The sequence below is a fragment of the Streptomyces sp. NPDC050617 genome (genome assembly GCF_040654795.1).
In the GTDB taxonomy this organism is placed as follows: Bacteria; Actinomycetota; Actinomycetes; order Streptomycetales; family Streptomycetaceae; genus Streptomyces.
Genome location: NZ_JBFAIS010000026.1, coordinates 17,575 through 41,146 on the forward strand (window position 1 = coordinate 17,575; position 23,572 = coordinate 41,146).

Below are 23,572 nucleotides of genomic sequence, written 5' to 3' on the forward strand. Positions count from 1 at the left end.
CTGACGGGCGGGCACGCCCCCGGTAGCGTCGGCGGCATGCCGATTCGCGCCGTTCTCTGGGACATCGACGACACCATTTTCGACTACGCCATGGCCGACCGCACCGCCGTGCTGGAGCATCTGCGGGCCGAGGGGATGCTGGACGGTTCCGGGGCAGAGGGTGCGGTGCTGCGGCGGTGGCGGGAGGTTACCGCGGTGCATTGGGCGCGGTTCGAGGCCAAGGAAGTGGATTTTCAGGGGCAGCGCAGGGGGCGGGTGCGGGCCTTTTTGGGGGAGGGGGCCAGTGATGCCGAGGCGGACGCGTGGTTCGCGCGTTATCTGAGGCATTACGAGGCCGCGTGGGAGCTGTTCCCGGACGCCGTTCCGGCGCTCGACGGGCTCACGCCCGGATATCGGCACGGGGCGCTGTCGAATTCCAGCAATCGCAATCAGGACCGGAAACTCCGGGTGCTCGGGGTGCGCGACCGGTTCGAGGTGCTGGTCTGCGCCGACGACCTGGGGGTGAGCAAACCGGCGGCCGGCGCGTTCCACGCGGCGTGCGAGGCGCTCGGGCTGGAGCCCGGAGAGGTCGCGTACGTCGGGGACAAGATCGACATCGATGCGTGCGGGGCGCGGGACGCCGGGCTCACCGGCATCTGGCTGGACCGGGCGGGCGCCCCCGGAGCCGCCCCCGGCGGGCTGCCGGCCGGCGTGACCGGCGTGCATCGCATCACCGGTCTCGATCAGCTGGCCGCCCTGCTGCGGGGCGATACCCGTTTTGGAGCGCCGTCGCCGATCGGGTAATGTTCTTCCTGCGCCGCCCGAGCGGGCCGAGAGGCCGGAGCGGAAAGCGCAAGCCAAGCAAGGCCCTTCAGGGGGTTGTGTTTTGGTGGGCTATGGTGTAATTGGCAGCACGACGGTTTCTGGTTCCGTTAGTCTAGGTTCGAGTCCTGGTAGCCCAGCAAGAGATCATTATTATCGGGTCTCTTGATTCAGCAGTACAAGCCCCCGTTGTGTAGCGGCCTAGCACGCCGCCCTCTCAAGGCGGTAGCGCCGGTTCGAATCCGGTCGGGGGTACAGATCCTTTCTCTCCGTCACCTTCGGGTCGCTCCCGGATGCGACGACGCAAGGATCGCTAGGGCCCCCGTTGTGTAGCGGCCTAGCACGCCGCCCTCTCAAGGCGGTAGCGCCGGTTCGAATCCGGTCGGGGGTACTGGTCTATACCATGGGCTATGGTGTAATTGGCAGCACGAGGGTTTCTGGTTCCCTTAGTCTAGGTTCGAGTCCTGGTAGCCCAGCTTCAGACCGCCGCAAGGCGTCTGGAAAACACGCGGACGTCAGTCCGCACGCTAGCCCCCGTTGTGTAGCGGCCTAGCACGCCGCCCTCTCAAGGCGGTAGCGCCGGTTCGAATCCGGTCGGGGGTACGCATCCGAGAGGCCCTCCGCGTGAGCGGAGGGCTTTTTCACGTGTATCTTCCGCTGCGCGTGTGCCGGGCTCGATAATCCATGCATGGGCCAAGCCAGCGGTGTGCGCCGCAGGGTCCCGGTGGGGAAGCTGCGCCCCGGCGACCATGCCTGCCTGCTCTTCGCCTCGGAGGAGGAGCGGGTGTCCGTGCTGCGGGGCTTCCTGACCGGCGGGCTGTGGGCCGCCCACAAGATTCTCTATCTGGTCGGCCGCGACGGCCCGTACAGCGCTCATGAACTGATGAGGCGTCACCAAATCGCCGATGCCGCGGTGGGCGCCCGCGGCCAGGTCGAGATCGTCGATGTCGCCCAACTCTGCCCGGACAGCGGACAGTTCGACACCGACCTGATGCGCTCCCGGCTCCGTACCGCCTGCGACCGCGCCCGCCTACAGGGCTACCGCACCCTGCGCATCGCCGGCGACCCCGGAGGCGCGCCGCCCCACGACGCGTACGACCGCGACCGGCTGCTGCGCTACGAGGCGCTGCTGGCCGAGGAGTTCAGGACCCAGGACACGCTCACCGTGTGCCAGTACGACCTGCGCCGCTGCGATGACGAGGCGGCTGACGCCGTCGAGTCCGCCCACCCCTGGAGCGTGGAAGTGGACCCCCTCGTACAGACCGCCGAGTTGATCGTCGTCCGTACGTACCGCCCGCCGGGGCTGCGCATCGAGGGCGTCGTGGACGCCGCCGCGCACCGTCATCTGCGGGAAGCTCTACAGACGATCGCCGCCGTGCGGGGCGATGTCCGGCTGGACATGTCGCGGGTGGAGTTCCTCGACCTCGGCGGGCTGCGGCTGCTGATGGCGTTCGCCCGCGCCCGCGCCGCCCGCCACTACAGCGTGGAGCTGACGGCGCTGCCGCCGCATCTGCTCCAGGTCATCACGCTCGTCGGCTGGGACCGCACCCCCGGCCTGCGGCTGGCGGCGACCCATGCCTGCTGACCTCGGCGCCGCCGACGGATTTACGCACCACGCGTGCCTCTACGGCTCGGACGACGAATTCCTGGCGATGGCCGTGCCGTTCGCCGAGCGGGGCCTCGCGGCGGGGGAGCCGGTGCTGGCCGCGACCACCGCCGCCAACATCGCCTCGCTGCGCGCCGCGCTCGGCGGCCGGGCGTACGCGCTCGACACCGCCGAGACCGCCTTCTTCGGCCGCCGCCCCGTGGAACGCGTCTCCGCCTTCCTCCGCTACCACGCGCGCCGCGCGGTGCCGGGCCGCCGGATGCGCATGATCGCCGAGCCCGTGTGGGGCGGGAAGTCCGCGCACCAGGTCGCCGAGTGGCAGCGGATGGAGGCCGGGCTCAATGTCCTGCTGGCCGAGCTGCCGGTGTGGATGATCTGTCCGTACGACACTCGCGCCGTGCCGGAGCGGGTGTCGGCGGCCGCTCGGGCCACTCATCCGGGGCTGATGGACGGTGCGCGGCTGCTGCCGTGCCCCGACTACGCCGCGCCCGGGGAGTACGCGGCGGCCGTCGCGCCCGATCTGCCGTCCCCGCCGGCCGGCGCGCCCGGGGTCGGACCGACCGCCGACGCCCCCGCCGTACGCCGCTTCGCCCGCGAACGCGCCGCGGCGGCCGGGCTGTCCGGCTCCCGCCTCGCGCTCGCCGAACTCGCCGTCCACGAGGCCGCGGGCTATCTGCTCGCCACGCCGGGAGCCCGCGTCTCGGCCCGGATGTGGACGGAACCGGGCGCCCTGGCCTGCGAACTGCTCCGCCACGCCCCGGGCAGCGCGCCGCCGCCGGTCTTCGCCGGCTTCCACCCGCCCGGCGCCGCACCGGACGCCGCGGACGGCCTCTGGCTCGCGCGCAGCCTCAGCGAGTACATGGAGGTCCGGGGAGACGGCCCCTGGACCCGCATCACCCTCCACATCGCGGGCCCGCGCGACGCCGAGCGCCTGTGACGGCGGGAGGCCGCGGCGGCCCGTGAGGGCACGAGCGGCCGGGGCGTGAGTGCGGCGCGGGGCCCGGATCGTACGGGCAGGCCGGGTTTTCCGCGACTCAGCCCGTGCGCCGCAGCGCCTCGCTGAGCCGGGCCGCCGCGTCGATGACGGCCTGGGCGTGCATCCGGCCGGGGTGGCGGGTCAGGCGCTCGATGGGGCCGGAGACCGAGACGGCGGCGACGACGCGGTTGGAGGGGCCGCGGACCGGCGCGGAGACCGAGGCGACGCCCGGCTCGCGCTCGCCGATGGACTGGGCCCAGCCCCGGCGGCGTACGCCCGAGAGCGCGGTGGCCGTGAAGCGCGCGCCCTGGAGGCCGCGGTGCAGCCGCTCCGGCTCCTCCCAGGCCATGAGGACCTGGGCCGCCGAACCCGCCTTCATCGGCAGCGTCGAGCCGACCGGCACCGTGTCCCGCAGTCCGGACAGCCGTTCCGCCGCCGCCACGCAGATGCGCATCTCGCCCTGCCGGCGGTAGAGCTGGGCGCTCTCGCCCGTCACGTCCCGCAGGTGGGTGAGGACCGGGCCGGCCGTCGCCAGCAGCCGGTCCTCGCCCGCCGCCGCGGCGAGTTCGCTCAGCCGCGGCCCGAGGATGAACCGGCCCTGCATGTCCCTGGCCACCATCCGGTGGTGCTCAAGGGCCACTGCGAGGCGGTGCGCCGTGGGGCGCGCGAGCCCGGTCGACGCGACCAGTCCGGCAAGGGTGGCCGGCCCCGACTCCAGCGCGCTCAGTACCAGAGCCGCTTTGTCGAGAACGCCGACGCCGCTAGAGTTGTCCATGAAACGATACTCGCGTCTCACACTGTGAAACGCAAGTTCAATTTTCTCCGAGAAGCGCGAACCTGGTCGGCAGCACCCCGCAGACATACGAGTTGGGTCGGCGGCGACGTCGGCCGGAGGGACAGCGATGGGACGGACACTGGCGGAGAAGGTATGGGACGACCATGTCGTCACGCGCGCCGAGGGCGAGCCCGACCTCCTCTTCATCGATCTCCACCTGCTGCACGAGGTGACCAGCCCGCAGGCGTTCGACGGCCTGCGCAAGGCCGGCCGGGCGGTCCGCCGCACGGACCTCACCATCGCGACGGAGGACCACAACACCCCCACGCTCGACATCGACAAGCCGATCGCGGACCCCGTCTCCCGCGTCCAGTTGGAGACGTTGCGCAAGAACTGCGCGGACTTCGGCGTCCGGCTGCACCCGCTCGGCGACGTCGAGCAGGGCGTCGTGCACGTGGTGGGCCCCCAGCTCGGCCTCACCCAGCCCGGCACCACCGTGGTCTGCGGCGACAGCCACACCTCCACGCACGGCGCGTTCGGCGCGCTCGCCTTCGGCATCGGCACCAGCCAGGTCGAGCACGTGCTGGCCACCCAGACGCTGCCGCTGGCGCCCTTCAAGACCATGGCGGTCACGGTCGAGGGGGAGCTGGCCGACGACGTCACCGCCAAGGACCTGATCCTCGCCGTCATCGCCCGCATCGGCACGGGCGGCGGTCAGGGCTACGTCATCGAGTACCGCGGCCCGGCCATCGAGAAGCTCTCGATGGAGTCCCGGATGACCATCTGCAACATGTCGATCGAGGCCGGCGCCCGGGCCGGCATGATCGCTCCCGACGCGACCACCTTCGACTACCTGGAGGGCCGCGCGCACGCCCCGCGGGGCGCCGACTGGGACGCGGCGGTCGAGTACTGGAAGACGCTGCGCACCGACGACGACGCCGTCTTCGACCACGAGGTGGTCATCGACGCCGCCGCGCTCGTGCCGTTCGTCACCTGGGGGACCAACCCCGGACAGGGCGCGCCGCTCTCCGCCCGTGTCCCCGACCCCGCTTCGTACGAGGACGCTTCGGAGCGGTTCGCCGCCGAAAAGGCCCTGGAATACATGGGTTTGACGGCGGGTCAGGCGCTGCGCGACATCACCGTGGACACCGTCTTCGTAGGTTCATGCACCAACGGCCGGATCGAGGACCTGCGCTCCGCCGCCGCCGTCATGGACGGCCGCCGCGTCGCCGACGGCGTCCGGATGCTGATCGTGCCGGGCTCCGTACGGGTCGCGCTCCAGGCCGTGGAGGAGGGGCTGGACAAGGTGTTCACCGCCGCCGGGGCCGAATGGCGGCACGCCGGGTGCTCGATGTGCCTGGGCATGAACCCGGACCAGCTCGCCCCCGGCGAGCGCTCCGCGTCCACCTCCAACCGCAACTTCGAGGGCAGGCAGGGCAAGGGCGGACGCACCCATCTGGTCTCCCCGCCGGTCGCCGCCGCCACCGCGGTGCTCGGCCATCTGGCCTCGCCCGCCGATCTGTCCGACGTCCCGACTCTCGTGGAGGCCTGAGCCCCATGGAAGCTTTCACCACGCACACCGGCCGGGCCGTGCCGCTGCGCCGCAGCAACGTGGACACCGACCAGATCATCCCCGCGCACTGGCTGAAGAAGGTCACCCGCGACGGCTTCGAGGACGGGCTCTTCGAGGCGTGGCGCAAGGACCCTGAGTTCGTGCTCAACCGTCCCGAGCGCGCGGGCGCCTCGGTTTTGGTGGCCGGGCCCGACTTCGGCACCGGCTCCTCCCGCGAGCACGCCGTCTGGGCGCTCCAGAACTACGGCTTCCGGGCCGTCGTCTCCTCCCGCTTCGCCGACATCTTCCGCGGCAACTCGCTGAAGAACGGTCTGCTGACCGTCGTGCTCCCGCAGGACACGGTCGACATGCTGTGGAAGCTCACCGAGACGGACCCCACGACGGAGGTCACCGTGGACCTCGTCGCCCGCCAGGTGAGGGCCGGGGGCATCACGGCTGATTTTGCGCTTGACGAGAACGCGCGTTGGAGGCTGCTGGAGGGGCTGGACGACATCGACCTGACCTTGCGGCAGGGCGACGAAATCGCGGCGTACGAAGGGAAGCGGCCCTCTTTCAAGCCCTCCACGGCCGTCGTCTGAGGCCCTTGCCGGGACCCCGATTTCCGCTGTTCACCCGGCGTTTGACATGATGCGCCCCCTGTCTTCGGACAGGGGGCGCATCGGCTTGTTGAGGCCCCGTGAAGCGACAACTCGCCTCAGATGGCACAATCGGTGCATGGAACGCGACAGCCAACTCAAGCTCTACGGGCTCGTTGCCGACCAACTGAAGGAAGCGCACAGAAGGGTGCGCACACTGCAAGTCCCGGAGGGCGTACGGATGGCGCTGTCCCGGAAGCTGCTGGCCATCACGGCTGCGGCGAAGCACGATCTCTCAGGCGCGGCAAAGCGTCTGGACCGGTTGATGAACGACCTCGACGAGGGCCGTTTCCCCCCAGAACGCGACACCGACGGAACTCGATGATGGTCGAGTTCGTTGCGGCACAAGGGTGATTAGACCGTTTCGTGTTTGATTTGCGGTATATATCTGCCTAACGTGCGAAAAGGCTGGAACGCATTCGTTCCAGCAATGTCTCCGAAGGGGAAGACGTGAACAAGGCGCAGCTCGTTGAAGCGATTGCCGACAAGGTAGGCGGCCGTCAGCAGGCCGCGGACGCTGTCGACGCGGTACTCGACGCGATCGTCCGTGCAGTTGTCTCCGGCGACCGGGTCTCGGTCACCGGTTTCGGCTCGTTCGAGAAGGTCGACCGTCCGGCCCGGTACGCCCGCAACCCGCAGACGGGTGAGCGGGTGCGGGTCAAGAAGACCTCCGTGCCCCGCTTCCGCGCGGGCCAGGGCTTCAAGGACCTGGTGAGCGGCTCGAAGAAGCTCCCGAAGAACGACGTGGCCGTCAAGAAGGCCCCCAAGGGCAGCCTCTCGGGCGGTTCTTCCACCCGTACGACCGCCAAGGCCGCGGCCAAGAAGGCCACCGCCAAGAAGGCTACGGCGAAGAAGACCACCGCGAAGAAGACCACCGCGACGGCCGCGAAGAAGACCACGGCGACCGCGAAGAAGGCGGCGACCAAGGCCGCCGCGAAGAAGACGGCGCCCGCCAAGAAGGCCACGGCCACCAAGGCCGCCGCCAAGAAGGCCACGCCGGCCAAGAAGGCGGCGACGGTCAAGAAGGCGACCGCCAAGAAGACGGCGCCCGCCAAGAAGGCCACGGCCACCAAGGCTCCGGCGCGCAAGACCACCGCGCGCAAGACCACCGCCAAGAAGGCCACGGCCAAGAAGAAGTAAGGGCGGCGACAGCCAAGAGCGTCCCGCGCCGGGCCGGTCTCCCTCCGGGGAGACCGGCCCGCGGCGTGCGCTCAGGCATGCCCGAAACCGCCCGGATACGTACGGACGTACGGCTCGGAAGGTCCGCCGGAAGGCCGGTCGGAAGGTCTGCCGGAAGGTTCAGAAGGTCTGGAGGGTCACCAGCGTCACCCGGCGCCCGGCGGCCGGGGCCTTCTCGGCGCTCTCCCCGGAGCCGCTCCCGGCGCTCTTCTCGGGGGCCTTCTCCACGGCCGCTTCCGATTCCGCGGCCGCGACCTCGATCCGCACCCGCTGCCCCGGACGCAGCAGCCGCAGCCCGCCCGCGTCGAACGCCGCCGCGTCGAACGGCAGCGGCGTGCCGTCGTCCAGGAGAACGCTCCCGCTGCGGGTCTCGAAGTCGTATGTGTACGCGGTGGCCTGCATAGGACAAAGCTTAGAGCCTGGGTACGACAGCGCGTGCGGCCCCGCCGTGACCGGCAATCAATCGGCTATCAGCAGACCCGCCGCGGCCTCGGTGGTACGGGCCCCCGCGCCCAGTGCCAGCGCGGCCCGCAAATCCTGCGGAGTATCCACATCCTGACGCACCGAATCGACCCCGTCGAGAAGGATCTCGCTCGCCCCGGACGCCCGGTGCCGGGCCCGTGAAAGACCTTCGAAAGCGGGTGCCAGCGGCACGCCGGGAGCGGCCGAGAGCAGTGTCGTGCCGATTCCCGCGGCATCCGCGAGAAATGCCCGGGGAAAGGCGGCCGCGGCGTCCAGAACACGGGTCAGCTCTTCGGGCCGCAACGCCGGAAGATCCGCGTTGAGTGTCACCACTCCGGAATCCGGGGCCCATGTCCGTACGGCGTCCGCGCCGTGGGCGAGCGCCGCGTTCAGCCCGCCGCCCGGTGGCTCCGGCACGATGCGCGCGCCGAGGGCCGCCAGCCGCGGGGCGGCCAGCGGATCGCCCGTGACGACCACCACACCCGCCACCGGCCGCGTGGCCAGCGCGGCGGCCACCGTGTCGAGGGCGAACGCGAGCGCGAGAGCGGGCCGCAGGCCCTCTCCCCTTGTCCCAGCGGCCCCGGAGAGGCGGCTTTTGGCCCGCGCCAGGGATTTCACCGGCACCACAACGGTCCAGACCACACCCGCTCCGTCTCTTCGCATCGGCCCCATTGTCACCCGCTGCCGCAGTCGCCCGGAGGGCGCGGGGTTACCGTGTTCTCGACAGACCGGGTACCTGGGGCCACACTTGTGCGGCCCACGGGATCGCAGCAGACCCGCTCCATCCCAGGTCCAAAGAGAAGGGTGTCCGAGTGTCCCGCCACAGAATCGGCTTCTGGTATCGCCTTACGGCGGTGTTGGCGAAACCGCCGCTCGTGGTTCTGTTCAAGCGGGACTGGCGCGGAATGGAGCACATTCCCGCGGACGGCGGCTTTATCACCGCCGTCAACCACAACTCGTATCTGGACCCGCTGTCCTATGCGCACTTCCAGTACAACACCGGCCGCGTGCCGCGCTTCCTCGCCAAGTCGGGGCTCTTCAAGACGACCTTCGTGGGCACCCTGCTGCGCGGCACGGGCCAGATTCCGGTCTACCGCCAGTCGACCGATGCCGCCGTAGCCTTCCGCGCCGCCGTCGCCGCCATCGAGAGCGGCGAGTGCGTGGCCTTCTACCCCGAGGGCACGCTGACCCGCGACCCCAAGCTGTGGCCCATGCAGGGCAAGACCGGGGCCGCCCGCGTCGCGCTGCTCACCAAGGCGCCGGTCATCCCCGTGGCGCAATGGGGCGCCCACGCGGCCATGCCGCCGTACGCCAAGGAGAAGAAGCTCCGGCTCTTCCCCCGCAAGACGCTCAAGGTGCTGGCCGGCCCGCCCGTGGACCTCTCCGAGTACTACGGGCAGGAGCCGACCGCCGAGGTGCTGCGCCAGGCCACCGACACCATCATGGCGGCCATCACCGAACTCCTCGCCGAGCTCCGCCAGGAGCCCGCGCCCGCGGAGCCGTACGACCACAAGCAGGCGCGCGCCGAAGCCCGCCGCAAGGCCCAGCATGGCAAGGAGAACGACGAGTGACGCGCTGCGCCGTATACGGCACCGGATCCTGGGGCACCGCCTTCGCCATGGTGCTCGCCGACGCGGGCTGCGAGGTGACGATGTGGGGCCGCCGCGCCGACGTCGTCGAGGCCGTCAACACCGGCCGCAGCAACCCCGACTACCTCCCCGGCGTCCGCCTCCCCGACGCCGTGCGGGCCACCACCGACCCCGCGGTCGCCGCCCGCGACGCGGAGTTCGCCGTCCTCGCCGTGCCCTCCCAGACGCTGCGCGAGAACCTCTCCCAGTGGTCCCCGCTGCTGCCCCCCGACACCGTCCTGGTCTCCCTGATGAAGGGCGTGGAGCTAGGCACCGCCAAGCGGATGAGCGAGGTCATCCAGGAGGTCGGCGAGGCCGCCCCGGAGCGGGTCGCGGTGATCACCGGCCCCAACCTCGCCAAGGAGATCGCCGCCCGGCAGCCCGCCGCCGCCGTCGTCGCCTGCCCCGACGAGTCGGTCGCCCAGCGGCTCCAGACCGCCTGCCACACCCCGTACTTCCGCCCGTACACCAACACCGACGTGGTCGGCTGCGAACTCGGCGGCGCGGTCAAGAACGTCATCGCCCTCGCCGTGGGCATCGCCGACGGCATGGGCCTCGGCGACAACGCCAAGGCGTCCCTCATCACCCGCGGACTCGCCGAAACCACCCGGCTGGGGCTGGCGATGGGCGCCGACGCGCACACCTTCGCCGGCCTCGCGGGCATGGGCGACCTCGTCGCCACCTGCTCCTCGCCGCTCTCCCGCAACCACACCTTCGGCACCAACCTCGGCCGCGGCATGACGCTGGAGGAGACCATCGCGGTCACCAAACAGACCGCGGAGGGCGTCAAGTCCTGCGAGTCCGTGCTCGATCTGGCGCGCCGCCACGACGTCGACATGCCCATCACCGAAACGGTCGTCGGCATCGTCCACGAGGGCAAGCCGCCGCTCGTCGCGCTCAAGGAGCTGATGTCCCGCTCCGCCAAGGCCGAGCGACACTGACGAGCGGTCTGCCAACAGGTACTCTCGACCCGATATGAGCAGCGACAACCCTCCCCAGAGCCCTGACCAGAGCCGGAAGCCGCGTGTCGCCGTCGTCTTCGGCGGCCGCAGCTCCGAGCACGCGATCTCCGTCGTCACCGCCGGAGCCGTGCTGCGCGCCATCGACCGCGCCAAGTACGACGTCCTGCCGATCGGCATTGCCACGGACGGCCGTTGGGCGCTGACCGCCGACGACCCCGAGCGCATGGCGATCACCGGCCGCGAGCTGCCGTCCGTCGCGCAGCTCGCCGAGTCCCCCGACGGCGCCGTGGTGCTCTCCGCCGACCCCACCTCGCGGGAAATCGTCTACACCGAACCGGGCGCCGTGCCCAAGGCGCTGGGCGACGTCGACGTCGTCTTCCCCGTGCTGCACGGCCCGTACGGCGAGGACGGCACCCTCCAGGGGCTGCTGGAGCTCGCCGGGGTGCCCTACGTCGGCTCCGGGGTCCTCGCCTCCGCCGTCGGACAGGACAAGGAGTACATGAAGCGCGTCTTCACCTCCTTCGGCCTGGCCGTCGGCCCGTACGAGGTGATCCGGCCGCGCGAGTGGGACAACGACCGCGACGCCGCCCGCCGGAAGATCGCGGACTTCGCCGGCGAGCACGGCTGGCCGCTGTTCATCAAGCCCGCCCGCGGCGGCTCCTCCATGGGCATCACCAAGGTGGACGGCTTCGACGGCCTCGACGAGGCCATCGAGGAGGCCCGCCGCCACGACCCGAAGATCATCGTGGAGGCGCTGCTGCGGGGCCGCGAGATCGAGTGCGGGGTGCTGGAGTTCGAGGACGGGCCGCGCGCGAGCGTGCCCGCCGAGATCCCGCCGGTCTCCAGCCACGACTTCTACGACTTCGAGGCCAAGTACATCGACTCCGCCCCCGGCCTGGTGCCCGCGCCGCTCACCGCCGAGCAGACCGAGCGGGTCCGGGAACTGGCCGTACGGGCCTTCGACGCGGCGTCCTGCGAGGGCCTGGTGCGCGCGGACTTCTTCCTCTGCGAGGACGGCGAGTTCGTCATCAACGAGATCAACACGCTGCCCGGCTTCACGCCCATCTCGATGTACCCGCGGATGTGGCAGGAGAGCGGCGTCAGCTACCCGGAACTGGTCGACCTGCTCGTACAGGCCGCGCTGCGCCGCACCACGGGGCTGCGCTGACGGACGCCCGTCCCGACGGCGCTCAGACGCCTGTCGGCACGGTCCGCCGCACGGCGTCGGCGAAGTCGGTGAGCGCGCTCACGTCACCGGCTTCGCCCGTGTACTTACCCGGGATGACGACCTCTACGGACGCCTTGCGCAGCGTCGTGGTGGCGCGGACGCCGCCGCCCGGGAGCCGTTCGGGCAGCCATGAGACGCCGTTGAGCTCCATGGCGTCCGCGCTGGGGTTGTAGTGTTCGTTGCCGGGCGTGAGGATCTTCGGCCGCGGCCCGCCGCAGCGCAGTTCGATGGCCGGATCGCCCCAGGCCGCGGTGTAGTCCGAGGCAGGCACCGTCGTCCGCCGCTTCATTCCGTTCACGGCACCGGGGAGCTTCGCGTGCAACGCCCGGCAGTACCCGGCCTCCGCCGCCGACGGCGAGGGGGCGCTCACCTCGGCGGCGCCGTCCGAGGACGAGCAGCCGGCGATGGCCAGTACGGCGACGAAGGGCAGCCAGACGCGCGGGCGGATGGAGAATCTCACCGGCCGAGCATACGGGGGGACTAGATATGGACCACCGGGCAGGTCAGTGTGCGGGTGATGCCGTCCACTTGCTGGATTCTGGCGACCACCATGCGGCCGAGTTCGTCCACGGTCTCGGCCTGGGCGCGGACGATCACGTCATACGGACCGGTCACGTCCTCGGCCTGTATCACGCCGGCGATCTTCGCGATGACTTCGGCCACGGTCGACGCTTTGCCGACCTCGGTCTGGATCAGGATGTACGCCTGTACCACGGAACCTCCTGGGCGGCGACGAGGATCATGTGGGGGAAAGAGACGCCACGGTACCGCGTCGCCGCACGGCGCGGGGAGACCCGCGCGGCCTGCGCGGCGCGGCGATCAGCGGAGCACGAGTGCGAAGGGGCAACAGGATGAAGGGCACCGTGGGCGAGTTGGGGGAATTCGGGCTCATCAGAGAGCTCACTTCCCGGCTCACCACCACCCCGGCGGTACGGCTCGGGCCGGGGGACGACGCGGCGGTGGTGGCGGCCCCCGACCGGCGCGTAGTGGCCAGCACGGACCTGCTGCTGGAAGGACGGCACTTCCGCCGCGACTGGTCCACCGCCTACGACGTCGGCCGTAAGGCGGCCGCGCAGAACCTCGCGGACATCGCCGCGATGGGCGCGGTGCCCACCGCCGTCCTGCTCGGCCTCGTCGTCCCCGCCGAACTCTCCGCCACCTGGCCGAGCGAGCTGATGGACGGCATCCGCGACGAGTGCCAGGTCGCCGGAGCGGCCGTGGTCGGCGGCGACGTGGTGCGCGGCGAGACGATCACCGTGGCCATCACCGCCCTGGGCGACCTGCGCAACCATGAACCCGTCACCCGCTCCGGCGCCCAGCCCGGCGACGTCGTCGCCGTCACCGGCTGGCTCGGCTGGTCCGCCGCCGGGCACGCGGTGCTCTCCCGCGGCTTCCGCTCCCCGCGCGCCTTCGTCGAGGCGCACCGCAGGCCCGAACCGCCGTACCACGCGGGCCCCGCGGCCGCCGGGCTCGGCGCCACCGCCATGACCGACGTCAGCGACGGCCTCATCGCCGACCTCGGCCACATCGCCGACTCCAGCAAGGTCCGGATCGACCTGCATACGGCCGCGATCGACGTGCCCAGCCAGATGCACGACATCGGGCAGGCCGTCGGCGTCGACCCGCTGCACTGGGTGCTCGGCGGGGGAGAGGACCACGCGATCGTGGCGACCTTCCCGCCGGACGTGAAACTGCCCGCGCGCTGGCAGGTGATCGGCGACGTGCTCCACCCGTCCGCGCTGCCGCAGGTGACCGTGGACGGCGCGCCCTGGGACAAGGCCGGCGGCTGGGACCACTTCGGCGACCTGGAGACGGACGAGTAACGGACGATTAACGGACGAGTAGAGGAGCGGCGGCGGGCGGGACCGGCCGGGCCGGGGAGGCGGCGGGCCGGGCGGTCCGCGGTGGTGGCGGGTCCGGTCGGCCCGTGGCGGTGGCGGTAGATTCGCCCGTATGGCAAGCGAGATGGCAAGCGAGACATCCACCCCGCCGCGCGTGCTCACCGTCGCCGGATCGGACTCCGGCGGCGGCGCGGGCATCCAGGCCGACCTCAAGACGATGCTCGCGCTCGGCGTGCACGGCATGAGCGTCCTCACCGCCGTCACGGCGCAGAACTCGCGCGGTGTGCACGGCGCGTGGCCGCTGCCCGCGGAGGTCGTACGGGCGCAGTTCCGCAGCGTCGTCGACGACATCGGGGTGCAGGCGGTCAAGACCGGCATGCTCGCCTCGGCGGAACTGGTCGAGACCGTCGCCGCGCTGCTCACGGACGTCGGCGCCCCCGTGGTCGTCGATCCGGTGGGCATCTCCAAGCACGGCGACGCGCTGCTCGCCGCCACCGCGCTCGACGCGGTCCGTACGAAGCTGCTGCCCACGGCCACCGTCGCCACCCCCAACCTGGACGAGGTGGCGCAGCTCACGGGCGTACGGGTGGCCGCCGAGGACGATCTGCGGCGGGCGGCGGACGCGGTGCTCGGCTACGGGCCCGCCTGGGCGCTCATCAAGGGCGGGCACCTCGCGGGCGACGCCGTGGACCTGCTCACGGACGGCTCCGAGGAGCACTGGCTGCGGTCCGCGCGGCTCGACAACCGGCACACCCACGGCACCGGCTGCACGCTCGCCAGCGCCATCGCCTCGGAGCTGGCCAAGGGGCGTACGGTCCCGGCGGCGGTGGCCGGGGCGAAGGAGTACGTCACGGGGGCGATAGCCGCGGGCTTCCCGCTGGGCGGCGGGATCGGCCCGGTGGACCACGGGTGGCGCACCCGCTGAGACCGCCGGATCAGGGCACGCGCGTGAGACCGCCGGAGGCGGGCATGCGAAAGGCCGGTCCGTACGGGACGGACCGGCCTTTCAGGCAACCGGAGGGGGCTGCGCCACGACGTAACCGTCGGTGCGAGACCGGCTCACCCCCGCTGGTGCGGGGAGGACCGCTCGCTAGCGCGAGACCTTGCCGGCCTTGATGCACGAGGTGCAGACGTTGAGCCGCTTCGGCGTGCTCCCGACCACTGCACGCACCCGCTGGATGTTGGGGTTCCAACGGCGGGGGGTACGGCGGTGCGAGTGCGAAATAGCGTTGCCGAAGCCCGGCCCCTTGCCGCAGACGTCGCAGTTGGCAGCCACGGGTCACTCCAAAGACTTCAGATGCTCTTACGGTGAATTCCCGGCACTCCGGAACAGACGACGGATCGACGACCGGCGGTGCCAGGGGGAATGTCCTGATTCTCATCAGGCAACCGGAGCAGCATACAACGACCGCTCCCGTACAACGAAACTACCATGGCGGCCCTGGCCCCCGCCCCGGGCGGCCCGTCGTCCCGGCACTACTGTGCCGACCTGTGCCCGCCGCCCGCGGGCGGTGCGCACCCGGCTGACCGGGGCGTATCGGACCCGGTACGGCGAGCCCGGTGGATCCGGCCGGTGGATCTAGGAGGAGGACGCAGGTGCCGCACACGCTGGACGCCGCCGCGGTACGCACCTGGTGCGCTCTGGCGCTGGACGAGCTCGGCCGGGCCCGCGAGGAGATCGACGCGATCAACGTCTATCCGGTCGCCGACGGGGACACCGGCACCAATCTGTACCTCACCGTCGAATCCGCCGCCCGCGCCGTCGACGCCGCCTTCGACGGGCACGCCGCCACCGAGGCCGTACCCACCCTGGCCGACGCCGTACGGGCCATGGCGCACGGCGCCCTCATCGGGGCGCGCGGCAACTCCGGCACGATCCTGGCGCAGCTGCTGCGGGGGATGGCGCAGGTACTGGCGGCGGACGGCCCTGACGGCGGTCTTCAGGAGGGCGTGCGGACCGCCGGGACGCGTGACGGAAGCGCTCGGAGGGGCGCTCACGGGGGCGCTGAGGCGGACGGGGCGCGTGACGGAAGCGCTCAGGGGGGTGCTCACGGCGGCGTGGGGGCGGACGGGACGCGTGACGGGGGCGACGTGCTCCGGCGCGCGCTCCGGCAGGCCGCCGACTCCGCGTACACCGCCGTCGCGCACCCCGTCGAGGGCACCGTGCTCACCGTCGCCGCGGCCGCCGCCGACGCCGCCGGGAAGGCCGAGGGGAGCGGCGCCGACGTGGCGCGGGCGGCCTGCTTGGGGGCCCGCGCCGCGCTCGACGCCACCCCGGACCAGCTCGCCGACCTCCGCCGCGCCGGCGTCGTGGACGCGGGCGGGCGCGGGCTGGTCGCGGTCCTGGAGGCGCTCGTACGGACTCTCTCGGGGGGTGGCCCGGAGGCCCGTAGGCCCGCGGCGGGCATACCGGCGGCCGGGGGAGCGCGGACGGTGTGCGACTGCCCGGGGGGCGGCCCGCACCCGGCCGAGAACGGGCCCGCCTTCGAGGTGATCTACCTCCTGGAGGCGGACGACGACGCCGTCACGGCGCTGCGGGCCCGGCTCGACGCGCTGGGCGACTCCCTGGTGGTCGTCGGCGGCGACGGGCTGTGGAACGTCCACGTCCACGTGGACGACGCGGGCGCGGCCGTCGAGGCGGGCGTCCAGGCGGGACGGCCGCACCGCATCCGGATCACGCACTTCGGGGCGGAGGCCGCGCAGGCGCGCGCCGTGCGGCGCCCGGAGGAGCGCGCCGAGACGCCGGAGCGCCGGCCGCGCGCCCCGCGGGCCGTCGTCGCCGTGGTGCCCGGCGAGGGGCTGGCCGGGCTCTGCGCGGAGGCCGGGGCCACCGTGGTGGCGACCCGGCCGGGGGAGCCGCCCGCCAGCGGCGAACTCGTCGACGCGATCCGGCGCGCGCACGCGCGCGAGGTCGTCCTCCTGCCCAACGCCGCCGATCTGCGGCACACCGCCGCCGCTGCCGCCGAACAGGCCCGCACCGAGGGCGTACGGGTCGCCCTGATCCCCACCCGGTCCGCCGTGCAGGGCATCGCCGCGCTCGCCGTGCACGAGCCCGGCCGCCGCTTCGACGAGGACGTCGTCGCCATGACGTCCGCCGCCGGGGCCACCCGCTACGCGGAACTCGCCGTCGCCGAGCGGCAGTCCTGGACCATGGCCGGCGTGTGCCAGGCCGGTGACGTCCTGGGCCTGATCGACGGCGACGTCGCGGTGATCGGCGCCGAACTGGCCGCCACCGCCGAGGCCGTCCTGGACCGGATGCTGGCCGCGGGCGGCGAAATGGTCACCCTGGTGCTCGGCGCGGGGGTGCCGAACGCCGTCGCGGACCGCCTGGAGCGGTACGTACGCGACGGCCACCTCGCCGTCGACACCGTCGTCTACCGCGGCGAGCAGCAGTCCGCACCGCTGCTCATCGGCATCGAATAGCGCCGCCCGCGGCGGCTCCGGCGGCGGTGGCGCGGCGTTGTCACACCCATGGTGTGCAATGGACCGCGTGCCCGCGCTCGATGAACCACTGAAGAAGATCCTCGGCGGCAACACCGCGAAGGTGATGGCCGACCACCTCGGCCTGCACACGGCCGGCGACCTGCTGCACCACTACCCGCGGCGGTACGCGGAGCGGGGCGAGCTGACCCGCCTCGCCGACCTGCCGCTGGACGAGCACGTCACGGTCGTGGCCCAGGTCGCCAAGGCGGCCATGAAGACCTTCAACCACGGCAAGGGCGTCCGCCTGGAGGTGGTGGTGACGGACGGCAGCGGATCGCTGACCTTGGTCTTCTTCGGCAGGGGCGCGTACGCGCGCGAGAAGGAGCTGCTGCCGGGGCGCCGGGGCATGTTCGCGGGCAAGGTCTCCGTCTTCAACCGCACCCGCCAGCTCCTGCACCCCGACTACGAGCTCCTGGACCGGGAGAGCGGCGGCGAGGCCGCCGAGTCCTTCGCCAACCAGATGGTGCCGATCTACCCGGCGTGCAAGCAGTTCCAGGCGTGGAAGCTCACCAAGGCCGTTTCCACCCTCCTGGACCTCTTCGAGGCGGAGAACTGGGAGCACATCGCCGACCCGCTGCCGGCGGCGCTGCGCGAGAACCGGGGCCTGGCCGAGCTGCCCGACGCCTTCCGCAAGGTCCACCGCCCGCGCACCAAGGCGGACATCGCCTTCGCCCGCGACCGGCTCAAGTGGGACGAGGCGTTCGTCCTCCAAGTCGCCCTGGCCCGCCGCCGCCACGCCGACGCCCAGCTCCCGGCCGTACCCCGGCGGCCCGTACAGGACGGCCTCCTGGACGCCTTCGACGCCCGCCTCCCCTTCACCCTCACCGAAGGCCAGCGCAAGGTCTCCGCCGAGATCTTCGACGACCTCGCCACCGACCACCCGATGCACCGGCTCCTCCAGGGGGAGGTCGGATCCGGGAAAGCACAGCCCCTTGATTCCCTGGTGCTCACTCCACAAGGTTTCCGGCCCATGGGAGAGCTGGCGGTCGGCGACGAAGTCGTGGTGCCCAGTGGGGAGCGCGCCGTCATCGACGGCGTCTTCCCACAGGGCGAGCGCGACGTGTGGCGCATGTCCCTGTCCGACGGAACGACGGTGGAGTGCGACGACGAGCACCTGTGGATCGTAGGCACCAGTTGTGCCTGGTCCCGGGGCCAGGAACCCAAAGTGATGACGACACGTGAGATCCGGTCGGACCTCTGCGAAGCCAATGGATCGTCCAAGTGGTATCTCCCCGTGGCGGAACCGGTGGATCTTGAGGATGAGGCGGACCTCGCCTTCGATCCCTATTTCTTCGGTCTTCTCCTGGGGGACGGTTCGTTCCGGCACAACCTGCGGCTGTCCAGTGTCGACGAGGAGATCCTGGAGGCGGTGAGAGGGGCCGTGAGCCCCGATTGCGCGCTCGTACCTGTGAGCGGGTCCACGTGTGACCACACCATCCGACTGGCAGGGCCCAGGAGCGGTGGGCGGCGAAATCCCGTGATCCAAGAGCTGCGCGATCTCGGGCTGTGGGGCCTGACGTCGCATGGGAAGTTCATCCCCCGCGCTTACAAGCACACGACGGTCAAGAACCGTCTCGCTCTGCTCCAGGGGCTCATGGACACGGACGGCACGGTGGGGGCGGACGGACTGGACGTTTCCTTCTGCTCGGCCTCCCGCCGATTGGCGGATGACGTGGCCTGGCTCGTGCGTTCGCTCGGAGGCCGGGCGCGGGTCTTCACGAAGAAGGCCGCTTACATCGTCGCGGTGGGGCTGCCCGACGCCTATGTGCCCTTCAGGCTGAGCAGAAAGGTGAACCGCACACGTCCCCGCCCGAAGTACAAGACCTTCCGACGGGGTATCCGGGAAGTCGACTACGTCGGCCGGAAGCCGGTTCAGTGCATCAGCGTCGCGCACCCGAGCCACGCCTACGTGACGGATCACTTCACGGTGACGCACAACACGATGGTGGCCCTGCGCGCCATGCTCGGGGTCGTGGACGCGGGCGGGCAGGCCGCGATGCTCGCGCCGACCGAGGTGCTCGCGCAGCAGCACCACCGGTCCATCACGGAGATGATGGGGGAGCTGGCCGAGGGCGGGATGCTCGGCGGCGCCGAGCTGGGGACGAAGGTGGTGCTGCTGACCGGGTCCATGGGGGTGCCGGCGCGGCGGCAGGCGCTGCTGGACCTGGTGACCGGCGAGGCGGGGATCGTCATCGGTACGCACGCGCTGATCGAGGACAAGGTGCGGTTCCACGATCTGGGGCTGGTCGTGGTGGACGAGCAGCACCGGTTCGGGGTCGAGCAGCGGGACGCGCTGCGCTCCAAAGGAAGCCGGCCGCCGCATCTGCTGGTGATGACGGCGACGCCCATCCCGCGGACCGTCGCGATGACCGTCTTCGGCGACCTGGAGACGTCCGTGCTCGACCAACTCCCCGCCGGGCGCTCGCCGATCGCCACCCATGTGGTGCCGGCCAAGGACAAGCCGCACTTCCTGGCGCGCGCCTGGGAGCGGGTGCGCGAGGAGGTCGAGGGCGGGCACCAGGCGTACGTGGTCTGCCCGCGCATCGGCGACGAGGAGGAGAAGAAGGGGACGAAAAAGGAGGAGGCGGCGGAGGACGGCGGGCCCGACGGTGAGCGCCGGCCGCCGCTCGCCGTTCTCGACATCGCCGAGCAGCTGTCCGCGGGGGCGCTCGGCGGGCTGCGCGTGGAGGTGCTGCACGGGCGGATGCAGCCGGACGCGAAGGACGACGTGATGCGCCGCTTCGCCGCGGGCGAGGTGGACGTGCTCGTCGCGACGACCGTCATCGAGGTCGGCGTCAACGTCCCCAACGCCACGGTCATGGTGATCATGGACGCCGACCGGTTCGGCGTCTCCCAGCTCCACCAGCTGCGCGGCCGGGTGGGCCGCGGCTCGGCGGCGGGGCTCTGCCTACTGGTGAGCGAGGCGGGCGAGGCGAGCCCGGCGCGGGCGCGGCTCAACGCCGTCGCCGGCACCCTCGACGGCTTCGAGCTCTCCCGGATCGACCTGGAACAGCGGCGCGAGGGCGACGTGCTCGGGCAGGCGCAGTCCGGCGTCCGCTCCTCGCTGCGGATGCTCGCCGTCATCGACGACGAGGAGGTCATCGCGGCGGCCCGCGAGGAGGCCGTCGCCGTCGTCACCGCCGACCCGGAACTCGACGGACTCCCGGCGCTGCGCACCGCGTTGGACGCCCTCCTCGACGACGAGCGGGAGCAGTACCTCGACAAGGGATGACGGCCTCCCCGCGCCCGGTCGGGTGAGGGCGCGGAGGGCCCGAACGAGCAGAGGAATTGTCAGACCCCCCTGAGAGAATGGACACAGTCCGAACCGATCCGCTCCGGGATCGGCTGAGTTGGGCCATTGGGGGCTGCTTTCATGTCGTTCCGCCATATCAACGAGCTGCCGCTCGGCGACAAGATCTTCCGGATCGAGCTCGCCAGCGACGACGACGCCACCGTCACCCTGACCCTCACCGGCTGGCACGAGGACGCCCCGGAGGCGCTGCTGGCCTCCGGCGCCCTGACGCTGCCGCTGACCGAAGTCCCGCCGCTGCGCATCGCGCTCAACCGCGCGCTGCGCGCCCTCGCGCTCGTCGCCGACGTCGCCGAGCCGATCCCGGACCGGGACGTGCTGCGCGAGCTGTTCCCCGGCCACGGCGCCCCCTGGGTGCCCCAGCACGAGGAGGACCTCGCCCACCGCTTCCACGGCGGCGAGACCATAGCCCGGATAGCCGCCCGCTTCGGACGCACGCCGGACTCGGTGCGTACGAAGCTCCGCGAGCTCGGCCACGACCCGCGCCGCCCCGAGTACTGCCCGCCCGACGGCTGCCTCTCCTGGTCGCGCTACGCCTCGCCGGCGCTCCTCGGGGCGGGCGAGACCCCCGGTGACGCCCCCGGCGCCGGCTGACCCCTGCCCCGCCCGGCCCGCCCGGTCCCGAGCGGGCCGGGCGGGCCGCATCCGGCGGCGGCGCCAATAATGAGCAGGCAGCGTGTGCACGTCGAAACGGAAGGGTGAGCCACCACCATGACCCGCGTTATCGCCGGTGCGGCCGGAGGGCGGCGCCTCGCGGTGCCGCCCGGCGGCGGCACCCGCCCCACCTCCGACCGGGCGCGCGAGGGCCTCTTCTCCACCTGGGAGTCGCTGGACGGGCCGCTGGCCGGGGCGCGGGTCCTGGACCTGTACGGCGGCTCCGGCGCGGTCGGTCTGGAGGCGCTGTCCCGCGGCGCGGACCACGTCCTGCTCGTCGAGGCCGACGCCCGCGCGGCCCGTACCATCCGGGAGAACGTCCGCGCCCTCGGCCTGCCCGGCGCCGAGGTCCGCGCCGGCCGGGCCGAGCAGGTCGCCGCCGCGCCCCCGCCCGGCGGCCCGTACGACGTCGTCTTCCTCGATCCGCCGTACGCGGTGGGGGACGACGAGCTGCGGGAGATACTCCTCACACTCCTGGCGCAGGGCTGGCTCGCGGGTGAGGCGCTCGTCACCGTGGAGCGCAGCACCAGAGGCGGCGAATTCCGCTGGCCGGACGAGTTCGAGGGGCTCAGGGCCCGTCGTTACGGCGAGGGGACGCTTTGGTACGGTCGCGCCGCCTCATGTCGCACAGCCGCGTCATGACCGGATCGGAGAGCGAGGAACCACTCTTGCGCCGCGCAGTCTGTCCGGGGTCCTTCGACCCCGTCACCAATGGACACCTCGACATCATCGCCCGCGCTTCCAGGCTCTACGACGTCGTCCATGTCGCTGTGATGATCAACCAGTCCAAGAAGGGGCTGTTCACCGTCGACGAGCGGATCGACCTGCTCCGCCAGGTCACCGCCGAGTACGGCAATGTGCAGGTGGAGTCCTTCCACGGGCTGCTCGTCGACTTCTGCAAGGAGCGCGACATCCCCGCCATCGTCAAGGGGCTGCGGGCCGTCAGCGACTTCGACTACGAGCTCCAGATGGCCCAGATGAACAACGGGCTGTCGGGTGTGGAGACGCTCTTCGTCCCCACCAACCCCACCTACAGCTTCCTCTCCTCCAGCCTGGTGAAGGAGGTCGCGGCCTGGGGCGGCGACGTCGCGCACCTGGTGCCGCCGCTGGTCCTGGAGGCCCTCGCCGAACGGCTCGCGAAGCGCTGACGGGCTGACGGCGCGTCAGCAGGTGTCGGGCGGGGGCCCACTGGCCGTACAGTCGGTCCCGTCCCGACCCTTCGGCCGTAGAAAGTGGCGAGCACCCAGGTGGACGTGCAGAAGAAGCTCGACGACATCGTCGCGACCGTCGGCGGCGCCCGGTCCATGCCCATGTCCGCCTCGTGCGTGATCAACCGGGCCGAGCTGCTCGCCCAGCTGGAGGAGGTGCGGGCCGCGCTGCCCGGCTCGCTCGCCCAGGCGCAGGAGCTGATCGGCGGCCGGGAGCAGATGGTCGAGGACGCCCGCCAGGAGGCCGAGCGGATCATCGAGTCCGCGCACGCCCAGCGCGGCTCGCTGATCTCCGACACCGAGGTCGCCCGGCAGTCCCAGGAGGAGGCCGACCGCATCCTCTCGGAGGCCCGCCGGGAGGCCGAGGAGATCCGCGCCGAGGCCGACGACTACGTCGACAGCAAGCTCGCCAACTTCGAGGTCGTCCTCACCAAGACCATCGGCTCCGTCGACCGGGGCCGGGACAAGCTGCTGGGCCGCGACGGGGGCGCCGACGGCTTCGCCGGCGGGGACGGCGAGTTCGACGAGGGCCCCGAGCGCAGCGCCGACCCGCAGACCCTGCGCAATCGCGCGGACGAATACGTGGACACCAAGCTGGGCGCGGTCTCGGCGGTGCTCGCCAAGACCCTGGAGGCCGTCGGGCGCGGCCGGCAGAAGCTGCTCGGCGTGCGCCCCACGGACGAGCTGGGCGCGCTCGCGGACGCCCAGGACGGCTACGGCTCGGTGCACACCAGCGACGCGGACTTCCTCGCCGGGCTCGCCCTGCCCCAGGAGCAGGCCGGCGCCCCGGCGGCCCCGGCCCAGCCCGCGCAGCCGCAGGTCCAGGAGGTCCAGCACCAGGACCACGCCCAGGCCCAGCCCGATTACTACGGGGCGACCGCGGGGTACCAGCAGCAGGACCCGTACGGCTATCAGCAGCAGTACGCGCAGCAGGACCCGTACGCGGCCCAGGGCGGCTATCCGCAGGACGCCTACGGCTGGCAGGGGCAGCAGGCGTACGACCCGAACGCCGGGTACGTCGCCGATCCGCACCTCCAGCACCAGCAGCACCAGCCCCATGAGGGCCAGCAGCAGGCCGCGGCGCTGGACGAGACCAGCCTCTTCGACACGAGCATGATCAACCTCGATCAGCTGCGCGCGTACGAGCAGGGCCGCTGATCCCGCCTCCGCCGCGCCGTCCGGGCCCCTCGGGGAGCGGATTGGGTGTACAGCGACAGGTCCAGTATCCTGGCTCTTCGGTCGCGTGTACGT

At 71.9% G+C, this 23,572-nt stretch carries 24 protein-coding genes and 5 tRNA genes; 23 read left to right on the forward strand and 6 right to left on the reverse strand.

What is annotated here, in order from left to right; all coding sequences use genetic code 11:
- Positions 1–36: 36 nt before the first annotated feature.
- From AB0I49_RS28670 to AB0I49_RS28705, 8 genes are all read left to right on the forward strand, one after another.
- Positions 37–783 (forward strand): HAD family hydrolase, encoded by a 747-nt coding sequence (locus AB0I49_RS28670; protein ID WP_363230014.1) that lies wholly within the window; start codon positions 37–39, stop codon positions 781–783.
- An 86-nt stretch (positions 784–869) separates the two neighbouring features.
- Positions 870–941 (forward strand) — tRNA-Gln (locus AB0I49_RS28675).
- Between the two features lie 42 nt (positions 942–983).
- Positions 984–1,056: transfer RNA gene (locus tag AB0I49_RS28680), tRNA-Glu, on the forward strand.
- A gap of 63 nt (positions 1,057–1,119) precedes the next feature.
- Positions 1,120–1,192: transfer RNA gene (locus tag AB0I49_RS28685), tRNA-Glu, on the forward strand.
- Between the two features lie 13 nt (positions 1,193–1,205).
- A tRNA-Gln gene (locus tag AB0I49_RS28690) sits at positions 1,206–1,277 on the forward strand.
- 54 nt (positions 1,278–1,331) lie between these two features.
- Positions 1,332–1,404: transfer RNA gene (locus AB0I49_RS28695), tRNA-Glu, on the forward strand.
- A gap of 85 nt (positions 1,405–1,489) precedes the next feature.
- Positions 1,490–2,386 (forward strand): MEDS domain-containing protein, encoded by an 897-nt coding sequence (locus tag AB0I49_RS28700; RefSeq protein ID WP_363230015.1) that lies wholly within the window; start codon positions 1,490–1,492, stop codon positions 2,384–2,386.
- Positions 2,376–3,344: an MEDS domain-containing protein gene (locus AB0I49_RS28705; protein ID WP_363230016.1), complete on the forward strand. Its 969-nt coding sequence runs from the start codon at positions 2,376–2,378 to the stop codon at positions 3,342–3,344. The genes AB0I49_RS28700 and AB0I49_RS28705 overlap by 11 nt, the downstream gene beginning before the upstream one ends.
- 97 nt (positions 3,345–3,441) lie before the next feature.
- On the opposite strand, the gene ndgR is transcribed toward AB0I49_RS28705, so the two are convergent.
- Positions 3,442–4,158 carry an IclR family transcriptional regulator NdgR gene (ndgR, locus tag AB0I49_RS28710; protein WP_363230017.1) on the reverse strand — a complete coding sequence of 239 codons (717 nt, stop codon included), beginning with the start codon at positions 4,156–4,158 and terminating at the stop codon, positions 3,442–3,444.
- A gap of 127 nt (positions 4,159–4,285) precedes the next feature.
- Here ndgR and leuC point away from each other — a divergent pair, with 127 nt between their 5' ends.
- The 4 genes from leuC to AB0I49_RS28730 all read left to right on the forward strand — a co-directional run bounded on the left by leuC (position 4,286) and on the right by AB0I49_RS28730 (position 7,506).
- Positions 4,286–5,710 (forward strand): 3-isopropylmalate dehydratase large subunit, encoded by a 1,425-nt coding sequence (gene leuC / locus AB0I49_RS28715; RefSeq protein WP_363230018.1) that lies wholly within the window; start codon positions 4,286–4,288, stop codon positions 5,708–5,710.
- Positions 5,711–5,715: 5 nt separating this feature from the next.
- Positions 5,716–6,309 (forward strand): 3-isopropylmalate dehydratase small subunit, encoded by a 594-nt coding sequence (gene leuD / locus AB0I49_RS28720; RefSeq protein WP_363230019.1) that lies wholly within the window; start codon positions 5,716–5,718, stop codon positions 6,307–6,309.
- Positions 6,310–6,445: 136 nt separating this feature from the next.
- Complete coding sequence (locus tag AB0I49_RS28725) at positions 6,446–6,691, forward strand: hypothetical protein (protein WP_363230020.1); 246 nt, start codon at positions 6,446–6,448, stop codon at positions 6,689–6,691.
- A gap of 125 nt (positions 6,692–6,816) precedes the next feature.
- A complete protein-coding gene (locus AB0I49_RS28730; RefSeq protein ID WP_363230022.1) occupies positions 6,817–7,506 on the forward strand; it encodes an HU family DNA-binding protein in 690 nt (229 codons plus the stop codon).
- Between the two features lie 159 nt (positions 7,507–7,665).
- On the opposite strand, the gene AB0I49_RS28735 is transcribed toward AB0I49_RS28730, so the two are convergent.
- Entirely contained in the window at positions 7,666–7,947 is a 282-nt protein-coding gene (locus AB0I49_RS28735) for a hypothetical protein (protein WP_363230023.1), read from the reverse strand.
- A gap of 57 nt (positions 7,948–8,004) precedes the next feature.
- Positions 8,005–8,649 (reverse strand): 2-phospho-L-lactate guanylyltransferase, encoded by a 645-nt coding sequence (cofC, locus tag AB0I49_RS28740; RefSeq protein ID WP_363230024.1) that lies wholly within the window; start codon positions 8,647–8,649, stop codon positions 8,005–8,007.
- 170 nt (positions 8,650–8,819) lie between these two features.
- Here cofC and AB0I49_RS28745 point away from each other — a divergent pair, with 170 nt between their 5' ends.
- Genes AB0I49_RS28745 through AB0I49_RS28755 form a run of 3 tightly spaced genes read left to right on the forward strand, consistent with a single transcriptional unit; the run spans position 8,820 to position 11,765 of the window.
- On the forward strand, positions 8,820–9,578 hold the full coding sequence (locus tag AB0I49_RS28745; RefSeq protein ID WP_363230025.1) for a lysophospholipid acyltransferase family protein: 759 nt from the start codon (positions 8,820–8,822) through the stop codon (positions 9,576–9,578).
- Positions 9,575–10,576 carry an NAD(P)H-dependent glycerol-3-phosphate dehydrogenase gene (locus AB0I49_RS28750; RefSeq protein WP_363230026.1) on the forward strand — a complete coding sequence of 334 codons (1,002 nt, stop codon included), beginning with the start codon at positions 9,575–9,577 and terminating at the stop codon, positions 10,574–10,576. The genes AB0I49_RS28745 and AB0I49_RS28750 overlap by 4 nt, the downstream gene beginning before the upstream one ends.
- A 34-nt stretch (positions 10,577–10,610) precedes the next feature.
- Entirely contained in the window at positions 10,611–11,765 is a 1,155-nt protein-coding gene (locus tag AB0I49_RS28755) for a D-alanine--D-alanine ligase family protein (protein WP_363230027.1), read from the forward strand.
- A 22-nt stretch (positions 11,766–11,787) separates the two neighbouring features.
- Here the strand turns inward: AB0I49_RS28755 and AB0I49_RS28760 are convergent, their stop codons facing one another.
- A complete protein-coding gene (locus AB0I49_RS28760) occupies positions 11,788–12,285 on the reverse strand; it encodes a DUF3515 domain-containing protein (protein WP_363230028.1) in 498 nt (165 codons plus the stop codon).
- Between the two features lie 20 nt (positions 12,286–12,305).
- Positions 12,306–12,539, reverse strand: coding sequence for an Lrp/AsnC ligand binding domain-containing protein (locus AB0I49_RS28765; protein ID WP_030884850.1), 234 nt, complete (start codon positions 12,537–12,539; stop codon positions 12,306–12,308).
- Between the two features lie 137 nt (positions 12,540–12,676).
- Here AB0I49_RS28765 and AB0I49_RS28770 point away from each other — a divergent pair, with 137 nt between their 5' ends.
- Together AB0I49_RS28770 and thiD are read left to right on the forward strand one after the other, a co-directional pair.
- The gene (locus AB0I49_RS28770) at positions 12,677–13,648 is read left to right on the forward strand and encodes a thiamine-phosphate kinase (RefSeq protein ID WP_363230029.1); all 972 of its coding nucleotides are present in this window, start codon (positions 12,677–12,679) and stop codon (positions 13,646–13,648) included.
- A gap of 142 nt (positions 13,649–13,790) precedes the next feature.
- A complete protein-coding gene (thiD, locus tag AB0I49_RS28775; protein ID WP_363230030.1) occupies positions 13,791–14,591 on the forward strand; it encodes a bifunctional hydroxymethylpyrimidine kinase/phosphomethylpyrimidine kinase in 801 nt (266 codons plus the stop codon).
- A gap of 165 nt (positions 14,592–14,756) precedes the next feature.
- Here thiD and rpmB read toward each other — a convergent pair whose 3' ends face one another.
- Positions 14,757–14,942 (reverse strand): 50S ribosomal protein L28, encoded by a 186-nt coding sequence (rpmB, locus tag AB0I49_RS28780; protein ID WP_078645170.1) that lies wholly within the window; start codon positions 14,940–14,942, stop codon positions 14,757–14,759.
- Positions 14,943–15,262: 320 nt separating this feature from the next.
- On the opposite strand from rpmB, the gene AB0I49_RS28785 reads away from it, so the two are divergent.
- The 6 genes from AB0I49_RS28785 (at position 15,263) to AB0I49_RS28810 (ending at position 23,479) form a co-directional block, all read left to right on the forward strand.
- Complete coding sequence (locus tag AB0I49_RS28785; protein ID WP_363230031.1) at positions 15,263–17,089, forward strand: DAK2 domain-containing protein; 1,827 nt, start codon at positions 15,263–15,265, stop codon at positions 17,087–17,089.
- Between the two features lie 58 nt (positions 17,090–17,147).
- On the forward strand, positions 17,148–20,381 hold the full coding sequence (locus tag AB0I49_RS28790) for a helicase-related protein (RefSeq protein ID WP_363230032.1): 3,234 nt from the start codon (positions 17,148–17,150) through the stop codon (positions 20,379–20,381).
- 141 nt (positions 20,382–20,522) lie between these two features.
- Entirely contained in the window at positions 20,523–21,053 is a 531-nt protein-coding gene (locus AB0I49_RS28795; protein ID WP_363230033.1) for a hypothetical protein, read from the forward strand.
- A gap of 117 nt (positions 21,054–21,170) precedes the next feature.
- Complete coding sequence (rsmD, locus tag AB0I49_RS28800) at positions 21,171–21,755, forward strand: 16S rRNA (guanine(966)-N(2))-methyltransferase RsmD (protein ID WP_363230034.1); 585 nt, start codon at positions 21,171–21,173, stop codon at positions 21,753–21,755.
- The gene (coaD, locus tag AB0I49_RS28805; RefSeq protein ID WP_363230035.1) at positions 21,752–22,261 is read left to right on the forward strand and encodes a pantetheine-phosphate adenylyltransferase; all 510 of its coding nucleotides are present in this window, start codon (positions 21,752–21,754) and stop codon (positions 22,259–22,261) included. The genes rsmD and coaD overlap by 4 nt, the downstream gene beginning before the upstream one ends.
- 99 nt (positions 22,262–22,360) lie before the next feature.
- On the forward strand, positions 22,361–23,479 hold the full coding sequence (locus tag AB0I49_RS28810; protein ID WP_363230102.1) for an ATP synthase F0 subunit B: 1,119 nt from the start codon (positions 22,361–22,363) through the stop codon (positions 23,477–23,479).
- Positions 23,480–23,572 lie beyond the last annotated feature (93 nt).

Excerpts from the sequence above, each read along its gene's own strand:
- AB0I49_RS28670 (WP_363230014.1), top strand. The coding sequence starts at position 37 with ATGCCGATTCGCGCCGTTCTCTGGGACATCGACGACACCATTTTCGAC.
- AB0I49_RS28700 (WP_363230015.1), top strand. The coding sequence starts at position 1,490 with ATGGGCCAAGCCAGCGGTGTGCGCCGCAGGGTCCCGGTGGGGAAGCTG.
- AB0I49_RS28705 (WP_363230016.1), top strand. The coding sequence starts at position 2,376 with ATGCCTGCTGACCTCGGCGCCGCCGACGGATTTACGCACCACGCGTGC.
- ndgR (WP_363230017.1), bottom strand. The coding sequence starts at position 4,158 with ATGGACAACTCTAGCGGCGTCGGCGTTCTCGACAAAGCGGCTCTGGTA.
- leuC (WP_363230018.1), top strand. The coding sequence starts at position 4,286 with ATGGGACGGACACTGGCGGAGAAGGTATGGGACGACCATGTCGTCACG.
- leuD (WP_363230019.1), top strand. The coding sequence starts at position 5,716 with ATGGAAGCTTTCACCACGCACACCGGCCGGGCCGTGCCGCTGCGCCGC.
- AB0I49_RS28725 (WP_363230020.1), top strand. The coding sequence starts at position 6,446 with ATGGAACGCGACAGCCAACTCAAGCTCTACGGGCTCGTTGCCGACCAA.
- AB0I49_RS28735 (WP_363230023.1), bottom strand. The coding sequence starts at position 7,947 with ATGCAGGCCACCGCGTACACATACGACTTCGAGACCCGCAGCGGGAGC.
- AB0I49_RS28755 (WP_363230027.1), top strand. The coding sequence starts at position 10,611 with ATGAGCAGCGACAACCCTCCCCAGAGCCCTGACCAGAGCCGGAAGCCG.
- AB0I49_RS28770 (WP_363230029.1), top strand. The coding sequence starts at position 12,677 with ATGAAGGGCACCGTGGGCGAGTTGGGGGAATTCGGGCTCATCAGAGAG.
- thiD (WP_363230030.1), top strand. The coding sequence starts at position 13,791 with ATGGCAAGCGAGACATCCACCCCGCCGCGCGTGCTCACCGTCGCCGGA.
- AB0I49_RS28790 (WP_363230032.1), top strand. The coding sequence starts at position 17,148 with ATGGACCGCGTGCCCGCGCTCGATGAACCACTGAAGAAGATCCTCGGC.
- AB0I49_RS28795 (WP_363230033.1), top strand. The coding sequence starts at position 20,523 with ATGTCGTTCCGCCATATCAACGAGCTGCCGCTCGGCGACAAGATCTTC.
- rsmD (WP_363230034.1), top strand. The coding sequence starts at position 21,171 with ATGACCCGCGTTATCGCCGGTGCGGCCGGAGGGCGGCGCCTCGCGGTG.
- coaD (WP_363230035.1), top strand. The coding sequence starts at position 21,752 with ATGACCGGATCGGAGAGCGAGGAACCACTCTTGCGCCGCGCAGTCTGT.